The organism is Bacillus sp. NPDC057893 (genome assembly GCF_042796455.1).
Classification (GTDB): domain Bacteria; phylum Bacillota; class Bacilli; order Bacillales; family Bacillaceae_G; genus Bacillus_A.
The window spans coordinates 762760-780610 of sequence record NZ_JBHVNG010000002.1 but is presented as its reverse complement, the minus strand read 5'-3'; the positions used below and the strand labels follow the sequence as shown (position 1 = coordinate 780610).

19 protein-coding genes, 2 other RNA genes and 2 riboswitches are annotated in these 17851 nt (G+C 34.9%); of the genes, 6 read left to right on the top strand and 15 right to left on the bottom strand.

All coding sequences use genetic code 11. The features are described from left to right. Positions 1–104: 104 nt before the first annotated feature. Positions 105–590, bottom strand: coding sequence for a QueT transporter family protein (locus tag ACFVQC_RS12750; RefSeq protein WP_002149248.1), 486 nt, complete (start codon positions 588–590; stop codon positions 105–107). Between the two features lie 6 nt (positions 591–596). Continuing rightward, positions 597–641, bottom strand: a riboswitch (PreQ1 riboswitch). 223 nt (positions 642–864) lie between these two features. On the opposite strand from ACFVQC_RS12750, the gene ACFVQC_RS12745 reads away from it, so the two are divergent. The 3 genes from ACFVQC_RS12745 (at position 865) to ACFVQC_RS12735 (ending at position 3188) form a co-directional block, all read left to right on the top strand. Next, positions 865–1737: an aldose 1-epimerase family protein gene (locus ACFVQC_RS12745; RefSeq protein ID WP_377898438.1), complete on the top strand. Its 873-nt coding sequence runs from the start codon at positions 865–867 to the stop codon at positions 1735–1737. 145 nt (positions 1738–1882) lie between these two features. Beyond that, entirely contained in the window at positions 1883–2269 is a 387-nt protein-coding gene (locus ACFVQC_RS12740) for a reverse transcriptase-like protein (RefSeq protein ID WP_002149250.1), read from the top strand. Positions 2270–2282: 13 nt separating this feature from the next. Further along, positions 2283–3188, top strand: a complete 906-nt coding sequence (locus ACFVQC_RS12735; RefSeq protein ID WP_377898437.1) for a DMT family transporter — start codon at positions 2283–2285, stop codon at positions 3186–3188. A gap of 2 nt (positions 3189–3190) precedes the next feature. On the opposite strand, the gene ACFVQC_RS12730 is transcribed toward ACFVQC_RS12735, so the two are convergent. Beyond that, the gene (locus ACFVQC_RS12730) at positions 3191–3451 is read right to left on the bottom strand and encodes a DUF6123 family protein (protein WP_001195212.1); all 261 of its coding nucleotides are present in this window, start codon (positions 3449–3451) and stop codon (positions 3191–3193) included. A gap of 182 nt (positions 3452–3633) precedes the next feature. Here ACFVQC_RS12730 and ACFVQC_RS12725 point away from each other — a divergent pair, with 182 nt between their 5' ends. After that, the gene (locus ACFVQC_RS12725; protein ID WP_377898436.1) at positions 3634–4194 is read left to right on the top strand and encodes an isochorismatase family protein; all 561 of its coding nucleotides are present in this window, start codon (positions 3634–3636) and stop codon (positions 4192–4194) included. Between the two features lie 42 nt (positions 4195–4236). On the opposite strand, the gene ACFVQC_RS12720 is transcribed toward ACFVQC_RS12725, so the two are convergent. The 9 genes from ACFVQC_RS12720 to ACFVQC_RS12680 all read right to left on the bottom strand — a co-directional run bounded on the left by ACFVQC_RS12720 (position 4237) and on the right by ACFVQC_RS12680 (position 10175). Further along, the gene (locus tag ACFVQC_RS12720; protein ID WP_377891430.1) at positions 4237–5085 is read right to left on the bottom strand and encodes a GNAT family N-acetyltransferase; all 849 of its coding nucleotides are present in this window, start codon (positions 5083–5085) and stop codon (positions 4237–4239) included. 91 nt (positions 5086–5176) lie between these two features. After that, positions 5177–5317, bottom strand: coding sequence for an FbpB family small basic protein (locus ACFVQC_RS12715; RefSeq protein ID WP_193645936.1), 141 nt, complete (start codon positions 5315–5317; stop codon positions 5177–5179). A 201-nt stretch (positions 5318–5518) separates the two neighbouring features. After that, positions 5519–6385, bottom strand: a complete 867-nt coding sequence (locus ACFVQC_RS12710) for a 5'-3' exonuclease (RefSeq protein ID WP_377891433.1) — start codon at positions 6383–6385, stop codon at positions 5519–5521. Between the two features lie 134 nt (positions 6386–6519). Continuing rightward, on the bottom strand, positions 6520–7245 hold the full coding sequence (locus ACFVQC_RS12705) for a P-type ATPase actuator domain-containing protein (RefSeq protein WP_377891435.1): 726 nt from the start codon (positions 7243–7245) through the stop codon (positions 6520–6522). A gap of 349 nt (positions 7246–7594) precedes the next feature. Further along, a riboswitch (M-box (ykoK) riboswitch) is annotated at positions 7595–7760 on the bottom strand. 313 nt (positions 7761–8073) lie between these two features. Beyond that, a non-coding RNA gene (gene ssrS, locus ACFVQC_RS12700) (6S RNA) lies at positions 8074–8257 on the bottom strand. 21 nt (positions 8258–8278) lie between these two features. Continuing rightward, positions 8279–8461, bottom strand: a non-coding RNA gene (ssrS, locus tag ACFVQC_RS12695) — 6S RNA. 116 nt (positions 8462–8577) lie between these two features. Further along, positions 8578–9411 carry a sulfurtransferase gene (locus tag ACFVQC_RS12690; RefSeq protein ID WP_377891437.1) on the bottom strand — a complete coding sequence of 278 codons (834 nt, stop codon included), beginning with the start codon at positions 9409–9411 and terminating at the stop codon, positions 8578–8580. A gap of 2 nt (positions 9412–9413) precedes the next feature. Continuing rightward, the gene (locus ACFVQC_RS12685; protein ID WP_002149260.1) at positions 9414–9686 is read right to left on the bottom strand and encodes a DUF2533 family protein; all 273 of its coding nucleotides are present in this window, start codon (positions 9684–9686) and stop codon (positions 9414–9416) included. Positions 9687–9713: 27 nt separating this feature from the next. Beyond that, positions 9714–10175: a GNAT family N-acetyltransferase gene (locus tag ACFVQC_RS12680; RefSeq protein WP_377898435.1), complete on the bottom strand. Its 462-nt coding sequence runs from the start codon at positions 10173–10175 to the stop codon at positions 9714–9716. Between the two features lie 71 nt (positions 10176–10246). Here ACFVQC_RS12680 and ACFVQC_RS12675 point away from each other — a divergent pair, with 71 nt between their 5' ends. Further along, positions 10247–10501 (top strand): DUF3931 domain-containing protein, encoded by a 255-nt coding sequence (locus tag ACFVQC_RS12675; protein ID WP_000369740.1) that lies wholly within the window; start codon positions 10247–10249, stop codon positions 10499–10501. Between the two features lie 3 nt (positions 10502–10504). Here the strand turns inward: ACFVQC_RS12675 and ACFVQC_RS12670 are convergent, their stop codons facing one another. Together ACFVQC_RS12670 and ACFVQC_RS12665 are read right to left on the bottom strand one after the other, a co-directional pair. Continuing rightward, positions 10505–14164, bottom strand: a complete 3660-nt coding sequence (locus tag ACFVQC_RS12670; RefSeq protein WP_377898434.1) for a dynamin family protein — start codon at positions 14162–14164, stop codon at positions 10505–10507. Between the two features lie 218 nt (positions 14165–14382). Continuing rightward, positions 14383–14640, bottom strand: coding sequence for a hypothetical protein (locus ACFVQC_RS12665; protein ID WP_002149265.1), 258 nt, complete (start codon positions 14638–14640; stop codon positions 14383–14385). A gap of 100 nt (positions 14641–14740) precedes the next feature. Here ACFVQC_RS12665 and ACFVQC_RS12660 point away from each other — a divergent pair, with 100 nt between their 5' ends. Continuing rightward, positions 14741–15904, top strand: coding sequence for a DUF418 domain-containing protein (locus ACFVQC_RS12660; RefSeq protein ID WP_377898433.1), 1164 nt, complete (start codon positions 14741–14743; stop codon positions 15902–15904). A gap of 15 nt (positions 15905–15919) precedes the next feature. Here the strand turns inward: ACFVQC_RS12660 and pbuX are convergent, their stop codons facing one another. Both pbuX and ACFVQC_RS12650 read right to left on the bottom strand, forming a co-directional pair. Then, positions 15920–17236 carry a xanthine permease PbuX gene (gene pbuX / locus ACFVQC_RS12655; protein WP_377891446.1) on the bottom strand — a complete coding sequence of 439 codons (1317 nt, stop codon included), beginning with the start codon at positions 17234–17236 and terminating at the stop codon, positions 15920–15922. 3 nt (positions 17237–17239) lie between these two features. Next, positions 17240–17833, bottom strand: a complete 594-nt coding sequence (locus ACFVQC_RS12650) for a xanthine phosphoribosyltransferase (RefSeq protein ID WP_377891448.1) — start codon at positions 17831–17833, stop codon at positions 17240–17242. Positions 17834–17851 lie beyond the last annotated feature (18 nt).

The window sequence follows — 17851 nt, the reverse complement described above, 5'->3', positions numbered from 1 at the left end:
TTTTTATATTTATTTTATTATATTTTATCAAGAGTCACAGCATTATATTCAATATAATCACATACAAAAAGAGCCATCCTAAACAAGGACGGCTCTTTCATCTATTACATAAATCTTTCAAATTGCACTCGCTTATTAATCCAGTACATTACAGGCATACCAATTGTCATTACAACAAATTCACCAACTGCACAAGTTAGCCATGTCAATAAAAATGGCAGATCAAATGCAAGATGAAGTTCAATTGCTATCATAAACATTGTAATTGTAAAAATAACTGTATTAAAAATCATACGAGCCCAAACACCTTTAATGAAGCGCATAGAAATAATAGTTGCAAGTAGTGCAAGAATTGATTGCCCTACTCCAAATACTAAATCATAAGCGATCATAGGTGAGAAAAAGAGATTCGTCAAAAATACACCTAATACAATCCCGTAAATTGCTTTCTTATTGAATACAACGAGATGATTAAACATCTCTGAAATACGAAATTGTACACTCGTAAAGCCAAATGGCTGAATAAGCATAGAAACAGCAATATATAATGCCGCTAAAATACCATTACCGACTAATGTTCTTATATTCATGACAAAATCTCCTTAGTTTTTTTACGTGGGATGGTTTCGAACCACGTTATTCGTTTTTAAGCAACAAGATTATATTTTACGCAATAGGCGCTCTTTCGTCAATAGATTCCTATCATTTACTACCTTTTTTCTTTTAGACAACGTATAATAAAGTGAAACTTTAATCAGCGGGAGTTTTGTCCATTCCCCACTGATTATTAGCCCGCACCAATCGGGTTTTTACGGACAGTTACTACTGGATAAAACATATGAAAGATTTAGGAGGTTTCACTTCATGACAGCAACAATTCAAAATAAAAAAGTGATCGTTTCCATTTCTGACAAAGGTGCAGAATTACAAAGCGTTCGCTTAAAAGAAGATAACACAGAATATTTATGGCAAGGTGATTCTACTTATTGGGGACGTCGTGCACCAATCTTGTTTCCAATCGTCGGTCGATTAGTAGATAATACATACTACGTAGATGGTAAACCATATTCTTTAACACAGCATGGTTTTGCCCGTGACCTTTCGTTCTCTGTTAAAGAACAAAGTGAAACAAAAATCACTTATGTCGTTACTAGTAATGAAGAGACGTTACAAAAATATCCATATGAATTTGAATTACTCGTTTTTTATGAAGTAGACGAACAAAATATACATGTTACATATGAAGTAAACAACCCTTCATCAAAAGAGATGTTCTTTTCAATCGGAGCACATCCTGGATTCAACTGTCCTTTATTAGAAGGTGAATCATTTACAGATTATCATCTATCATTTAACGGATCTGAACGTTTAGAAACTAGCATATTAGAAGGTCCTTTTCTTTCAAATGAAAAGCAACTAATCGCTGAAAATACGAAAGAATTGCCACTTACATATGATTTGTTCAAAAATGACGCGCTTATTTTTGAACATATGAATACGAATGAAATTTCTATTCGCTCACATAAACATAATAAATTTGTAAAAGTAGCATTTGATGGATTCCCTTTTGTCGGCGTATGGACACCAGGAGATAACGCACCTTTCTTATGTATTGAACCTTGGTACGGAATTGCTGATGAAATAAATCCAGCAAAAGATTTTAAGGAAAAAAAAGGAATTCAATCTTTACAAGCGAATGAAACATTTACATGTCGTTATAGCATTACAATTGGATAAAGTGAAACTTTAATCAGTGGGGTTGTTCATCCCCACTGATTATTAGCCACACCAATCGGGCGTTAACGCGGGATAAGTACTCTATCCCCTACTTCTAAAACCATTTTCAAGTAGGGGATAACCTTATAACTGGAGGTTTCTCATTTTGATTGAAGTATATATCGATGGTGCATCAAAAGGAAATCCTGGACCTTCTGGTGCCGGAGTTTTTATTAAAGGGGTACAGCCACCTGTACAATTGTCATTACCACTTGGGACAATGTCAAACCATGAAGCAGAATACCACGCTTTACTTGCAGCATTAAAGTATTGCGCAGCGCATAATTATAGCATTGTATCTTTTCGTACAGATTCCCAACTTGTTGAGCGGGCTGTTGAAAAAGAATACGCAAAAAATAAAATGTTTGCACCGCTTCTAGAAGAAGCACTGCAGTACATAAAAAATTTCGATCTCTTTTTTATTAAGTGGATTCCAAGTAGTCAAAATAAAGTCGCTGATGAATTAGCTAGAAAAGCTATTTCACAAAATTAACGGGGGTATGAGTGTGAAAAAAGGGTGGATTGCTCCTCTCGCATTATTATTCGTCTCTTTTATTTGGGGAGCTACGTTTGTTGTCGTTCAAAATGCTATGTCTTTTGTTGGACCATTTACTTTTAATGCTATTCGCTTTTTATTCGCCGGAATTATTTTATTATTCGTTCAAATGATTTTCTCACAAAAAACTTCAAAACAAGATATAAAACAGAGTAGTCTTGCTGGATTGATTGTTGGATTCTTTTTGTGTGTTGGCTATTTATTACAAACATTCGGCTTACTTTATACAACCTCTTCAAAAGCTGGTTTCTTAACTGGACTTAGTATCGTTATGGTTCCAATCCTGTCTTTTATCTTTTTAAAACAGCGAGCTACAATTTTCATCGTACTTGGTATTGCTATAGCGACAGCAGGTTTGTATTTATTAACTGCTGGCGATTCTTTCCAATTAAACATTGGAGATATACTCGTTCTCGGTTGCGCAGTCGCTTTCGCTGCCCATATTCTTGTTAACGGCTTCTTTTCTAAAAGAATCTCTCCTTTATTATTAAGCACATCTCAAGTATTAGCTGTTGGTATATTTTCTTCTATTTGCGCTTTTTTGTTTGAAGATTGGGAAAAAATATTTTCAGTATCACTATGGACGAATCATTCCTTTTTATTCGCTCTCTTTCTAACTTCTCTGTTTGCGACATCCATTGCTTTTTTCATTCAAACATCGGCACAAAAACATACTTCGCCAACGAGAGTAGCAATTATTTTCGCAATGGAGCCCGTTTTCGCTGCATTAACAGGCGTTCTCGTTGCAAACGAACAACTTTCTATTTCTGCTATTATCGGATGTTTATGTATTTTCCTAGGTATGTTTTTTGTTGAACTACCTTCCAAAACAAAAACAGAAGCGCAGGCTGCGTGAAGTTACGCTTGTAACTTCCGCATAAAAGCCTTAGCGCTTTTTTTATCTGTAATTTCTTCTTCTTTCAATCGTTCTAATAACGCAACAAAATAACTGCCATCAAACTGTAATTGATGTTTAATTGTCGCTTCTATTGCTGCGTTCACAATTCCATCAGATGCACCAGTATATCCTTGTCCGAACATAATAAACCCTTGTGCTTCCTCTGATAATTTAAATCCTTTCGTATGTAAGAATGAAAGATAATCTTCTACTGTTTGCATGATATTCCCACCTACTCAAAAATTCTCCACTTCTTATCATACATGTTTTTACATGCTATGAGAATGAAATTTCTTTGACAACTTTGTAAAGCAATCGTCTACTTCGTTAACAATGGAGGATTTCCTTACAACATGAAGGAATATGTACAGTGGCACTTATTTTATATTAAAGGGGAGACACGATGAAACAAGCACTATTAATTATAGATGCTCAGCAAGAACTTATTGATGGAAATGAACAAGAAAATGAAGTGTTCCGTAAAACCGAGTTATTAGCTACACTAAATACAGCTGTACAGAAAGCAATTGATTCAAATGCCCTTATTGTTTTCGTAAGAGATACCGATGTTGCTTCTGGTAGCGGCGTGGGCTTTGAGGTACATAATCAAATTCAAGTACCTCAGTCTGCAATCCTTATTAATAAAGCGGCAACGAATTCATTCTATGGCACTTCTTTACTTGAACTTTTAAAAGAAGAAAAAATGAATCATCTCGTTATAGGTGGATGTAAAACAGAACATTGTATTGACACTGCCGTTAGAACAGCAACTGTACAAGGCTTTGACGTTACATTAATTAAAAATGGTCATTCAACAACTGATTCTAACGTGTTGGCGGCAGAGCAAATTATCGAGCATCATAATAAAACTCTACACGGTCATTATAATGTTGATCATTTTTCTATAGTGAGAGATATCGAGGAAGACCTCTTTCAACCAACCCATGACCAATATCGTGATTAAATTAACTATAAAAAAGAATCCTTTTCACGAAAGGATTCTTTTTTATCCAAAAATTTGCGCCGCAATACTATAGAGCCCATTATTCCTTTTTAATAATTGATCACTATTTTTCATCATTATTGGCGGTTTATTAACCTTTTGAAAACCAGTAATCTCTAATTCTTTCATGAAATCTTTCTTTCCTTCTGGTACATCAATTCTTAATTTTCCATTATGCCCTTTTGCTAAAGAATGAACAATTTCCATTGCCATTGTGTCATTTTCAGCAACGATTGGTCCTATTATTTTATTTTCTGGCGTTTGTATACGCATTCCATAGCCGATTACACGGTTCTCTTTATTTTTTAAAACTATACTTTGCTGACTTTGCTCAATTCTGTTCTTCAAAAAACCACTTCTATTTGCTCCAAATGCGGCTTTATCTATTTTTATAATCTCAATTAAATCCTTTTCTTCATAATTGAAAATATACTCTTTGTCCTCTCCACCCTTACAGGCTGAATTATACTCAATACATATGTATTTAGAAACATGACTCACAACTTGAAATCCTAATTTCTCATATAAATACTTTCCTTCTTCCGTAGCAATAAGCATAATAGGTGTCTTTTCTGAAACACTTCCTATACACGCCTCCGTTATCATTTTGCCAATTCCTCTCCCTTTATACTTAGGATGAACAATAACCATACCAATAGATGCTAATGTCTCCCCATATAATATACTTGCCGCGCTAGCAATAACTTCTCCTTTTTCATTCCGCACGCCATATATAATACCTGAATTTAATATTATTTCAATTTCTTCTAAACTATAATCCCAGCCTATTACTTCAGATAGGCCAACAAGACATGGTATATCGTTTGCTCCAAGCCTCTCCACTACATTCATATAGCAACAGCCTCCTTTTTTAAACCCTACTCTTTCAATTACAATATAACACCCCTCACAACTTGGAGGGGTGTTATAACTCACTCTTCATTCAATTACTAGATCCACTATACGACACATGCCGTTTCTCAATCCGTTCTTCAATTTCTTTCATATTTTCTTTATTACTTAATAGTGATTGTTTATTTTCTATTAATAATTGTTTGAAAGATTTTCTCACTTTTTTTCTCATTGTTAGTTTCCTCCTTAACGATTACAAATAACTTATCAAAGGATGGTTTATTTAAAAGATAAGTAATTATCTGTGTAGACTTATAATAATTGATTGTTGTGAATTCCATTTGAACTTCACATGAAAATTCCGTCTATTTTCTGACAACTTTGTGAACAAAAAAAGAAAGACCGATTCATTCTAAATCGGTCTTTCTAGTATTTATAACATGTTTATTAATATTTCAGGTCTTCCCCAATTCATTTCGTTACAAACGAATCGTAGTTTTTCTTCATCCATTGTGTGTAACCCTTCTTCTAACGAGCATGTAATTGGAACTTCACAATGAATTTGCGCTAATTGTAAAGAGATATTTAAATTCTCTAGATCACTTTCAATTTTTGTGCGCTGCGCTTTCGTTAATGATGCTATATTTTCTAGTACTGCCGATACTGTGCCGTATTCTTGAATAAGCTTATACGCTGTTTTTTCACCAATACCTTTTACACCTGGATAATTATCACTTGTATCTCCCATGAAAGCTTTCGCATGCACGATTTGCCAAGGTTCTACACCTTTCTCTTCCATGATTTTTTCCGGTGTGTAATACTCGTAATTTCCAATTCCTTTACGAAGAAGCATAACTGTAACATTCGTATCAACAAGTTGAAGTAAATCTGTATCACCTGTCAAAATATAAACTTCCGCTTCATTGCAATATTGTTTTGCAAGCGTACCGATACAATCATCCGCTTCGTAACCTTTCATACCGATGACAGGCATAGATAGTTTCGCAGTCATTTCTTGCACTAAATCAAATTGCGGAATTAATTCCTCTGGCGGTGCTGCACGATTCGCTTTATAATTCGAGAACGATTCCGTTCTAAATGTCGTACTTCCCATATCCCAGCACGTTACAATGTGCGTTGGTTTAATTGCTTGTGTTGCTGTTAATAAATGCTTCATATAACCATGAATCCCATTCGTCGGGGTACCATCTTGTCGTTTCATAAATTGTCCATATACACTTGTTGCGTAAAAAGCACGAAATAATAGTGCCATACCATCAACTAATAATACTTTTTTCATAATTCCTCTCCTACTAACAAAAAATAATAACCTCACGTTATCACGTAAGGTTACATAAATAGATTACCATTCTACGTTTTTGCTCAACTTTGTCTATTATACATTGTTTTTGTATATTTAGCATCATTAACACATTAAGACGTTCTACCACAACAAGTATGAAGTATTCCTGAATACGTATTCTTACCTGTCGAAACAACGACAGCCTTTGCATTGCCACCAACAATATACGTACCTTTGAAACAAACATTTTCAAGCTCCAGTGGATTATAGTCTTTCATCCGTTTTAATGGAATAAATCGTTTACGTTCAATATGATAGCAACTTTCAAATTTCTCAATACTCGCATCGTTTCCTGTCAGCACAGATTCATTTACTAATAAATCATTTGCATAAATAATACGTACATCTGCCGGTACTATCTCACCTTCTGCAAGAAAGATCATATCTCCAGGTACAAGCTCTTGTACTGGCAATTTCATCATTTTTAATTCACTGTTTAACCCTGTTACGCTAGAGGCTTCTACTCTAGAAACAGTAACTGTTTCACATTGTAATTCATCACGTACATTTTGTTTAGAAAGACCTGGAATCATTCCACTTAGCTTTATCATCACTTCTGCAAGAAGCGCTCTTTTTGAAATTAATTCATTTCGGCCGTATACTTGAATACGTTTTTGTGCTTCTTTCACAGATAGTCCGTCTCTTGTTGTTTTAAAATACGCAAATACAGATTTTACATCTCTCGTTGCAATTTCAATTAATAAATCTTTATTTTTTTGGAGCATTATTTGTTCTTTTATTGATTTTTTACTTAGTTTATATGACGTGTTACCCACAGTTTTGTTTGCATATAACATATTATCGTCTCCTCCTTTATAACATAGGAAGAAACGCTTTGTTTCTCGATTTATCCACTTTACCGTGAAAATGTCTAGCGCTCAAATACTCGAATGACCGCTACATCATGATAAATATAGAGGGAGGAACAAGTCGTTTCCTGCCTACATCATATATTTTTGATTTGAAGCATATGGGTAACGGAACCGAGTCAGAATTTGACATGCTCCTCACCTCCTCGTTTATTTTTTAGTTATAATCTATACTATGAAATTACTCATAGCTTGCTAACAAAAAAGACCCTTACTCATAAGAGAGCAAAGGTCATTGCATACACAAATAAGCGATTCCTAATATAATTAGAAATCTACGGACCTCTCCCTCGCCGAGTTTTAGCACTGTATAGCATAGGTTCATTACCAGCTACGTTAAGAAAAACCTTAATTCGATCATTCCTGTTGACCCATTGGCGTCTCTCGACATTTTTGGGCAGTAGCATTTCTCTATACAGGAGCCTCACCTAACAGAGACTTATTTTAATTACATAGAAAATGTTACTCTTATTTAAAATAGATGTCAACACTTTGTATGGAAACTTTTCCTTACAAGTTCAATTATGACAGAAAGTAAAGATGTGTGGAATTACGAGGAAACCTTACCCTCTCTCCATTCAGATATTATATATATTCAACGGGATGGAATACATTTGGAATTCACCCTAGATTCAAGAGAAATTGATGAAGACCGCAAGTGCTATATTTATTATGGGAACTTTACAGGTAAATCGAGATAACATGAGCATATTTATTCAACAAAAAAACCTTACGTATAAAACGTAAGGTTTTTTATATAGTCCCACATATGCCGTTATCTATAGATGTCCATAAACCTGCTCTCACAGGTGGATGTTCTCACAAATGTTTGTAACTTCCTTCTTAAAAAGATGGCCTGCTATCTACATTTAAATATTGAACTTCCATATTATACTTATTGGTTTAAGACATACACAAGCTACGTACACCGTAGGAATTTTATATAATGTTAGTTGAAATAAGACCCCCGCAAGTGCCGTCCCTCGTAAATGTCCAAAAACCCGCTACTCGCAGGTGGATGCCCTCACAGTTACCGTATATCTTCCTCCACAAGGAAGGCTTGATAATGGTCACTAAATATTGAGCTTCCGTAAAACTAACATCGGTTTTAGACATAAATAAGTTACGCACACCGCAGGATGTATTATTTACTTGTCGTTATATTATCACATTGTTTCCAATGTGTAAAATATAATATTTTTGAAGCAATCTCTTGCTTGTGACCTTATTTTAATACAAATTATTTTTGCATGCAAGTGATTAATCTTCTTCTTTTGCAATTTGATTTTCTGGATAAGAAATCCAATCACTCCAGCTACCTGCATACAATTTAATATTTTGAAAACCAGCTAATTTTAATGCAACTATATTTGGACATGCTGTAACACCAGAGCCACAATATACAATTGTTTCCTTATCTTTCGAAAGAGTTTTGAAACGTTCTTGTTGCTGGGCTTCATTTTTAAATTGTCCTGATTCTAGAATTCCATCCTTCCAAAAACAGTTTACTGCTGTCGGAATATGTCCTGCCTTCGGATCAACAAGCTCTTCTTCACCAGCATAACGTTTTGGCTCTCTAGAATCAATTAACGTAATATCTGCACCTGCATGAATATTCGCTTTGACCGTTTCCATCGTTACAAGCATATTATCTTGTATGTTTGCTTTGAATGTTTTTCGTGCAACAACAGGAATTTCCGTTGTTGTATGTAATCCATTCTCTTTCCAAGCAGGAAAGCCACCATCTAGTATATATACTTTCTCATGTCCTACATAGTTTATTAACCACCATAAACGAGAAGCATTTGCACCAGCTTGACTGTCATACGCAATCACTGTCGTATGTTCATCAATCCCGGCTTGTGAAAGCTTGTCTGCAAACTGCTCTATATTTGGTAATGGATGGCGACCACCATGCTCTATTACAGAACTTGATAAATCTAAATTTAAATCAAAATATAACGCATGAGGAATATGTTCTTCCTCATACTTCTCTTTACCCCAATTTGGATTCGCTAAATCAAAACGACAATCGACTATACGGACATGTTCATCTTCTAAATGCTCACGCAACCATTCGACTGTAACAATCATCCTTAACGCCCTTCTTTCTCGTTCACGCGACCTACATACTCCATAACCATATCTGTTGTAACAAGTTTACGCTGCGGCGCAACGCCGCGTTTTGCAAGGTCATTAATTTGCTTTGTTACCATATTAATTGCATCAACTGAGAAATGTTTTCCATTTGATGCAAGTGCGATCGCAGCCTCAATCGCTGCTTCGCGTTGCGCATCTAATTGTAAAAATATTTTTACAATCTCATTTTGTTTACGAGAATGTGCTGTAATTGCTTTATGTACTTCCATCTTCTCTTCCCCCTAAATAATTTATACTTATTTGTTTAATTTCATTGCAAGCCGAATCATATCACGACATACAATTCCATTTTCAATAATCTCTTCTTCATAATGCTTTGAAAAGTAATCAAAATCAATAGAAAAAATACGAAATCCACATTTTTGATATAACGCAAGTTGTGAAATACTAGAATTACCTGTACCAACTTCAAGCTTGTACATATTATATTCTTTAGCTTTTTCTATTGCATGCAACAATAACCCCTTACCAATACCTTTTCCTTGCATATGTTCTACAACCGCAATATTCATAATTTCCATTGTCTTTGGTCTTGTTTCCAAAAGCACATATACACCAACCACTTTCCCCTCTACTTTGGCTACATATATCATTCCTCTCTGTATATATGTAGCAATTTGTCGCTCGCTTGGATCAGCAAGCAAGAGTAAAGACTTTGGCACATTATCTTTGGAAACACGATCTAATACAACATCCATAAAAATTCCTCCTTCTCTATTGTTCTAAACCCCCCTTGTCTACCATAGATAATAGAAAGGAGGGATTCACCATGGACAACAATGAGAAAAAATGCAACGTCATCTCTATTGATGGAAAGAAAAAGAAGAGCGACACATATTCCTATCCAAAATTAGTAGTAGAAAACAAAACGTATGAGTTTTCTTCATTCGTCTTATGCGGTGAAACACCAGACGGCAGACGCTTAGTTCTTACCCATATGATTTCTACTGATGAGTTTGCAGGGTTTGTAAAATCTTTAGATACTGTACTACAAAAGAAAATTGAACGAATCTTTTTTTCATAACAGCTATTTAATATAAATTTCTTTTTCAATTTCTACTAACTGCTTTTGTAGCTCTTCTTTACTTTGTTCGTATAGTGATACATCAATTGTTTCAGCTAAAGCGAATAATATACTTTCATAATAATTCTCAACATCTTGCTGCATCACTTTTTGGAGTAGCTTCCATTTTGCATCCCACTCTTGCTTATAATGATGAACGAATAAATCTTCTTCATCAACTACATAGTTTGATACGAAAGGTTCTAACACTCCTTTAGCGTCTTCTTGCATAAAAGCTTTATCATTTTTTTCAAAAAAGCTTTTCTCATTTTTAAAATGTGCTAGTGCCTTTTTAAAATCTTTTATTTCTATTGAAGGAAACGGCTCTTTATGTGTAATAACTTTATATTCATAATCCACTGTTCCACCCAGAGAAATCGATTCATTTTCCACTTTGCAATTCACAACAATTTCATTCTTTGCACACTTCATCGCTTCATCTATCCATTTTTCAAGACGTAATGATGTCGCACGCATTTCTTGTAATAAATCATGTTGAATAAATGAAACTAATTCCATTACACATTGTTGCAACTGCATTTTCACATTTCCATCTGTTCGTAACGAAGCCGGATTAATAAATTCAGTAAACACATCGTTATAGCGTAAAAATAGACGTTGGTGTACATAGTAAAGCAATTCTTTCACTTCATTTTGCATTGCTTGCTCTTCAGCAAGTACACTATATGATGAAATAATATGAAGTAGCTGATCACGCTCTGCTTCATATTTTTTTGTTTGCTTCTCTTTCTCATCATTTCCCTGCTTCGCGCCATTTATCATATTTACAAGAAGCTGATTCGCTCCTTGCAATGCACCATATAAAGCATGCACAGATACAAGCATTAAATCCCTCATCATAAAGGACGTAAATGATTCTTCAAACTTAGCAATCCCAGAGTTTTGTAAAATACCATATTTTTCTTTATCAATACTTTTCCCTTGCTTTTCTTCAAGCGCACATAAACTTGAAATTGCAAATAAACGTGGATTTCTAATACCGTATTGCAAGAGTTGATCCGCAATATAGCCTTTTACCATTTCAAGTTCTTCTTCGGATTGTGCTAAATCGGCAGCATTTATTAAGAAGAACATTTTATCAAGTGCAAATGTATCCTTTACACGACCGAGCTGAATTAAAAATTCACGATCTGCACGAGAGAAAACATGATTATAGTATGTTACGAATAAAATAGCATCTGCGTTTTTAATATACTGGAATGCAACATCCGTATGGCGCGCGTTAATAGAATCCGCCCCTGGTGTATCTACAAGAGCTACTCCTTGCCTTGTTAAAGCACAATCATAATAAAGCTCCATATACTCAACAAAGCATGATTTTTCTTCATTAGCTACATAATCAGAGAACTCCTCTAACGTAACTTGTACTTGTTCCCCTAAATGATCAGCAACTGCCTCATATCCTTTTTGTACCGCTCGTAAAAAGCTAAATGTTGTTTTTTGCTTCCCGCTTGGTGAAGGATATTTCATAATTTTATCAATTTGCGTTAACGCTTCTTCCAATGTGGCAATTTCATAGTGAAACATTTTATAAACAGCTTTCATATCTTCTAACAGCGCTTGCTCTGACTTAAACTGGACAATTACCGTTCCATGTGGTTTCTCTTCTGTAACTGGCAAAATTTGATTTATTGTTGCTGTCGTTGGGTTTGGCGATACAGGAAGTACCTTTTCACCGAGCAATGCGTTAGCAAATGATGATTTTCCAGCACTAAAAGCTCCAAATAACGCTACTGTAAATTGCTTCGTTTCTACACGCTGTCTTTTTCCAACTACTTCTTGCTGTAAATGTTTCAGTGTAGGCAATGGATCTAATATCGTTTCAGCTTTCTTCACTTTTTCTAATATACGCTGAATATTTAAAACTTTCGTTCCTTTAATCTCTTCTTCACTAGCCGCTACGTTATCATTTACAATTTCTTGCTCTTGTAGTGTAAACTTCTCACTAACAACTTGTTTTTTACTTTGTAATATTTCGTCTATTTGCAATCCATCTGGTATAGAAACATGTTCATTCCAAATATCTCCTAAATAGCTCTCATATTCCTCATATGTCTTAATGTATTGTAGTTTTGTTTCTTTGGCTGTTTGTAACATCGTGTATTTTTCAATCTCTTCTTCAATACGAGCAATCTCTATCTTCACTTTCTTCTGCAATATACCCGTACTTTTCCCAAAGATTTGCTGAGATTTCATAAAGTATCTTTTCTTTAACTCATTTGCAACGTCAGCAGTATAAAGAAGTAAGTAATCACCGGTAAATCCAGCCCCTTGTTTAATTGTTTCAGCCAACACTTCCGGTCCGAAAGCAATCTCTAACGCATATATGTCTTTCCCTATTTCTTCTGTAAATAACCCTTCTTCTTTTAAGAAGGCTACAATAAATTCTTTCACATGAAAATCAAGTTGCGTTTCAACAGTCTTTTGAAGAGCAGAATAAAAAGCATCTACACGTCTCTGTTTTTCTTGCTCCGTCTTGCCTTTCGCAAATAACAAACCAACTTTAAACTTCGTTAATTTCGTTTCTAAATATTTATTTGCCAATTCTCTCATTTCAAATGGCATTAAATACGCGTTATCTAATATGGCTTGTAAACCTTTTATAAATTCATTTCTCACATCAGATTCTTTACTAGCCACGCGATTTTTATTTTCAGTTAACTCTTCCTTTTTTTCAACTATCTCTGAAAGTGACAATGGTGATGTTAATTCTTCTTCATATTTCATGAGATATTTTTCATTTTCAGAAAGAATAAACGAACAATGTTCTTGCAGTAAATATTCTGTTTCTCGCTCCATTCCCTTTCTTACATACTGCTCTTTTTCTTTCATGATAGAAAAGATTAATGCTTCTAAACTTTGAATTTCATTGTATGGATGGTTCATCATTCGCAATGATGTATAAAAAATCCCATCTACTTCAATATCCCAGTTAGAAAAAGACTGTTTTACACTATCTCTATACTCTTCAAACGATAACTCATTTGCTTTATGTTTATCTATTTGGTTTACAACGAGATAAACCGTTTTATTACGTTGTTTCAATTCTTTAACAAATTGTAAGTTAACCTCTGATTGGACATGGTTATAATCCATCATATAGAAAATAACATCTGCTAGATGCAGTGTTGATTCTGTCGCTAATTGGTGGGCATCATCCGTAGAATCAATTCCGGGCGTATCAACTAACATAACCCCATCAGGAATTGGCGCATCATTTCGATAAATATGAACACCAATTACTTCATCACCGTCTTTACATATTTGTTTTAATTCTTCTGCTGAATATGCGCCGTCATATTCATACTGTTCTCCAGACTTAATCGTTACAACTACGCGATCAGATCCTCTTTCAATTTTAACAACGTTAGCACTCGTTGGAATCGGACTTGTCGGTAATAATTGCGCTTTATATAGGTGATTCATCATTGTCGATTTCCCAGCAGAAAAATGACCACAAAAAGCTAGCATAAGCTGCTCTTGTTTATATTTTTGAATCACTTCAAACAACTTCAAACTATTCTCTACATCGCCGTTTTTTTGCCACTCTTCATAAAAACAAACAAGTTTTTTCATACCGTTTGTCTGTACTATGTTTGTCATCCCCTTGTTCCCCTTTATCCAAGATGTATATACTTTATCCCGCTATTTGTGGGCAGTAAAAACCCGTTTCGTGCAGGCTAATAATCAGTGAGGGATAGACCTCCCCGCTGATTAAAGTTTCACTTTATTATCATACTAAATTTTCAGCATATTCACATCAAAAATAAAAAATCCCTTTCATTCTTTTTACAAATGAAAGGGATTTTATGTAATATTATTCATTTTGTTGTTCCTACTCCATTTAATACATACTTTGTAACACCAACATATATAGCAATCGTTCCTGCAACAAGTGCATACACCATATTAACACACCAACCTTTTTTGATAATGATTATCACTTTTGAATACATTTTATCATTAAAGAGAATCATTATCAACAATTTTCTAAAAAAGAAAGCTCCTTCGGGAAAAGGAGCTTTACTGCCTGTTTTAAAGAAGTTTAAAACTTGCTGTGCACTCTTATTATATCTCATAATACACATCTTAACAGTTTTAAAAATTGGAAATAACCTATATACCCTCTCCTTTACATTTTGTATAATAAAAGGGAATTACTTAACAAGGAGGAAAATAATGACACAAAATCTCACGCAAGGCGAGAGGATACACTCAATTGATATTATTAGAGGAATAGCTGTACTCGGTATTTTTCTTGTTAACTGGCCAGTTATCGCTGGTGTTGATTCTCGGGACATTTCCGGCGTTTATGATGGATTAGACAGCTATATTCGCTTATTTTATGACATGTTTATTCAAACGAAGTTTTATACTATTTTTTCATTTTTATTCGGATTAGGTTTTTATATCTTTATGAATCGTGCTGAGGCGAAAACAGATCGTCCGAAAACTTTATTTGTTCGCCGCTTGCTCATTTTATTATTATTTGGTTTCTTGCATTACGTTCTTTTATGGGACGGAGACATCTTACATAGTTATGCAATCGCTGGATTTTTCTTATTGTTATTTTATAAGAGAGAACCTCGTACTATTTTGATTTGGGCATTAGTTTTACTAAGTATTTTTCAATTTTTCATGCTAATCGCTAGTATAGTGGTTGCATTAGTACCAAAGGCAGAGTTAGGGTTTTCCTTACCGATCATGCCACTTGAAGACTGGGTGTCACAAATACAAAATCGTTTCCATGCATTTTATTCTGAAGGAATTGGACTAAATGTATTCATGCTCCCAGAAACAGTTGGACTATTTTTACTTGGTTTATACGCCGGCAAAAAAGATATTTTCCGCCGCACGAAAGAGTTAGATCCAAAGCTTAAAAAATGGCAAATCATTATGTTCATTTTGACATTACCAATGTGGTTCTTCATGGTCCGTTACTTCTTATCAAAACCATCTTATGAACCATTTTATATGCAGGCCTTTACAATGTTTAGCGGGAAAACATTATTCATCTTCTACATTTTCACGCTGATGCGCTTATTACAAAAAGAAAAATGGCAAGCATTATTACGTCCATTCCAATACGTTGGACGAATGGCGTTAACAAATTACATCTCACATACAATTATTACATTACTTGTATTCGGTCTAGTGTTCAAAAATTATTATCCTGCTCCATTATGGGTGGGACCACTATTTTGCATTAGCTTCTACATATTACAAATTTTTATTAGCCGTTGGTGGCTTTCACGTTACCAATACGGGCCACTTGAGTACATTTGGCGCCTTGGTACGTACGGTAAAATGATGCCACTTAAAAAGAAAAGCAAGGTCTCCTAATGAGACCTTGCTTTTCTATGCTTCTCTTACTGCATTTTGCATCGGAACTGGCTCTTCTTTCACTTTACGCTGCGGCACCATATTAAATACAATATTTAAAAGTACTGCTGATGCACTTCCAAGTACAATCCCGTTATCTGTTAAAATTCGAATGTTTTCAGGAAGCTGTGAGAATAAAGTTGGAACGACTGTAACACCAAGTCCGATTCCGACAGAACATGCAACAATTAATAAATTTTCTTGTTTACCAAAATCAACACTACTTAACATTTTAATGCCATACGCCATAACCATACCGAACATTGCGAGCATTGCACCACCAAGTACTGATTTCGGAATGATTGTTGTAATAGCTGCGATTTTTGGAATGAACCCAAGAACAATTAACATACCGCCGCAAGTATAAATAATAACGCGATTTCTAACTCCAGTTAATTGAACAAGTCCTACGTTTTGAGAGTATGTTGTATATGGAAATGCGTTGAAAATACCACCTAACACCATCGCTAATCCTTCTGCACGATATCCTTTTGTTAATTCTTTTTCACCAATCTTTTTATTGCAAATATCAGATAATGCAAAATATACACCTGTTGCTTCCACAATCCCTACGCAAGCAACGAGAATCATCGTAATAATTGGCGTTAATTCAAATGTTGGTGTACCGAAGTAAAATGGCTGAATACCATGAAACCAATCAGCCTCTCCAACCGCTTGCAAACTTACTTTCCCCATAAAAGCTGCAACGATTGTACCGAACAAAAGACCTAGTAAAATAGAGATTGAACGGATAAATCCGTCAAAGAAACGATACATAATGATAATAAATAATAATACTCCAAATGCTAACGCTAAGTTTTCAAGACTTCCGAAATCTTTGCTTCCTACTCCGCCAGCCATATCATTAATCGCTGCTGGAACAAGTGTAACTCCAATTACGGTAACAACAGACCCTGTTACGACAGGGGGAAATAATTTTACAAGCTTTCCAAATAATTTCGCAAAAATAACAACAAACAAACCGGCAGCAATAATTGCTCCATAAATAGAAGACACGCCGTATTGTTTCCCAATTGCAATCATCGGCCCAACCGCTGTAAATGTACAACCTAGTACAACTGGAAGTCCAATACCGAAAAAGCGATTTGATAATGCTTGTAAAATTGTTGCAACGCCGCACATTAATAAATCAATTGAGACTAAATATGTTAACTCTTTTTGATTTAAGCCAAGTCCGCCGCCCACAATAAGTGGAACGATAATTGCACCCGCATACATAGCAAGCATATGCTGCATACCTAGCGATGCGATTTTAAATGGATGTTGCTTCATCGCTTATTTCACCTCCGCAGTTTCTTGCTGTACAAATGTAACTGTGCCGTTATCAAGTGATGCAATTTCTGCTAGTGATTCAACACGAACACCCTGTTCACGCAGCTTCTTTCCTCCATCTTGAAATGCTTTTTCAATAACAATGCCAATTCCCGCAATACTTGCTTCGGCTTGCTCTACTAAGCTCATTAAACCTAAAGCAGCCTGACCATTTGCTAAAAAGTCATCAATAATTAGTACATGATCATTTTCATCGATATGATTTCGAGATAATGAAATCTCGTTCGTTTCTTGTTTTGTAAATGAGTATACTTTCGCAACATACATATTATCTTGTAACGTTAACGATTTACGCTTTCTTGCAAAAACTACTTTTACACCAAGCTCTAAAGCAGCCATAACCGCTGGTGCAATGCCTGAAGATTCAATCGTTACGATTTTTGTAATGTTCTCTTCTTTAAAACGCTTAGCAAATTCTTTTCCGATTTCTTGCATAAGTACTGGATCAATTTGATGATTTAAAAATGCATCTACCTTTAATACATCACCAGATAAAACCTTTCCTTCGTTCAAAATCTTTTCTTGTAATACTTTCATGTTAGTTCCTCCTCTTAT

Coding starts and splice junctions, on each gene's coding strand:
- ACFVQC_RS12670 (WP_377898434.1), bottom strand. CDS start 14,164: ATGACAAACATAGTACAGACAAACGGTATGAAAAAACTTGTTTGTTTT.
- ACFVQC_RS12675 (WP_000369740.1), top strand. CDS start 10,247: ATGGACAACAATGAGAAAAAATGCAACGTCATCTCTATTGATGGAAAG.
- ACFVQC_RS12750 (WP_002149248.1), bottom strand. CDS start 590: ATGAATATAAGAACATTAGTCGGTAATGGTATTTTAGCGGCATTATAT.
- ACFVQC_RS12690 (WP_377891437.1), bottom strand. CDS start 9,411: ATGATTGTTACAGTCGAATGGTTGCGTGAGCATTTAGAAGATGAACAT.
- ACFVQC_RS12650 (WP_377891448.1), bottom strand. CDS start 17,833: ATGAAAGTATTACAAGAAAAGATTTTGAACGAAGGAAAGGTTTTATCT.
- ACFVQC_RS12665 (WP_002149265.1), bottom strand. CDS start 14,640: ATGAGATATAATAAGAGTGCACAGCAAGTTTTAAACTTCTTTAAAACA.
- ACFVQC_RS12730 (WP_001195212.1), bottom strand. CDS start 3,451: ATGCAAACAGTAGAAGATTATCTTTCATTCTTACATACGAAAGGATTT.
- ACFVQC_RS12715 (WP_193645936.1), bottom strand. CDS start 5,317: ATGAGAAAAAAAGTGAGAAAATCTTTCAAACAATTATTAATAGAAAAT.
- ACFVQC_RS12680 (WP_377898435.1), bottom strand. CDS start 10,175: ATGGATGTTGTATTAGATCGTGTTTCCAAAGATAATGTGCCAAAGTCT.
- ACFVQC_RS12660 (WP_377898433.1), top strand. CDS start 14,741: ATGACACAAAATCTCACGCAAGGCGAGAGGATACACTCAATTGATATT.
- ACFVQC_RS12720 (WP_377891430.1), bottom strand. CDS start 5,085: ATGAATGTAGTGGAGAGGCTTGGAGCAAACGATATACCATGTCTTGTT.
- ACFVQC_RS12725 (WP_377898436.1), top strand. CDS start 3,634: ATGAAACAAGCACTATTAATTATAGATGCTCAGCAAGAACTTATTGAT.
- pbuX (WP_377891446.1), bottom strand. CDS start 17,236: ATGAAGCAACATCCATTTAAAATCGCATCGCTAGGTATGCAGCATATG.
- ACFVQC_RS12705 (WP_377891435.1), bottom strand. CDS start 7,245: ATGTTATATGCAAACAAAACTGTGGGTAACACGTCATATAAACTAAGT.
- ACFVQC_RS12685 (WP_002149260.1), bottom strand. CDS start 9,686: ATGGAAGTACATAAAGCAATTACAGCACATTCTCGTAAACAAAATGAG.
- ACFVQC_RS12745 (WP_377898438.1), top strand. CDS start 865: ATGACAGCAACAATTCAAAATAAAAAAGTGATCGTTTCCATTTCTGAC.
- ACFVQC_RS12710 (WP_377891433.1), bottom strand. CDS start 6,385: ATGAAAAAAGTATTATTAGTTGATGGTATGGCACTATTATTTCGTGCT.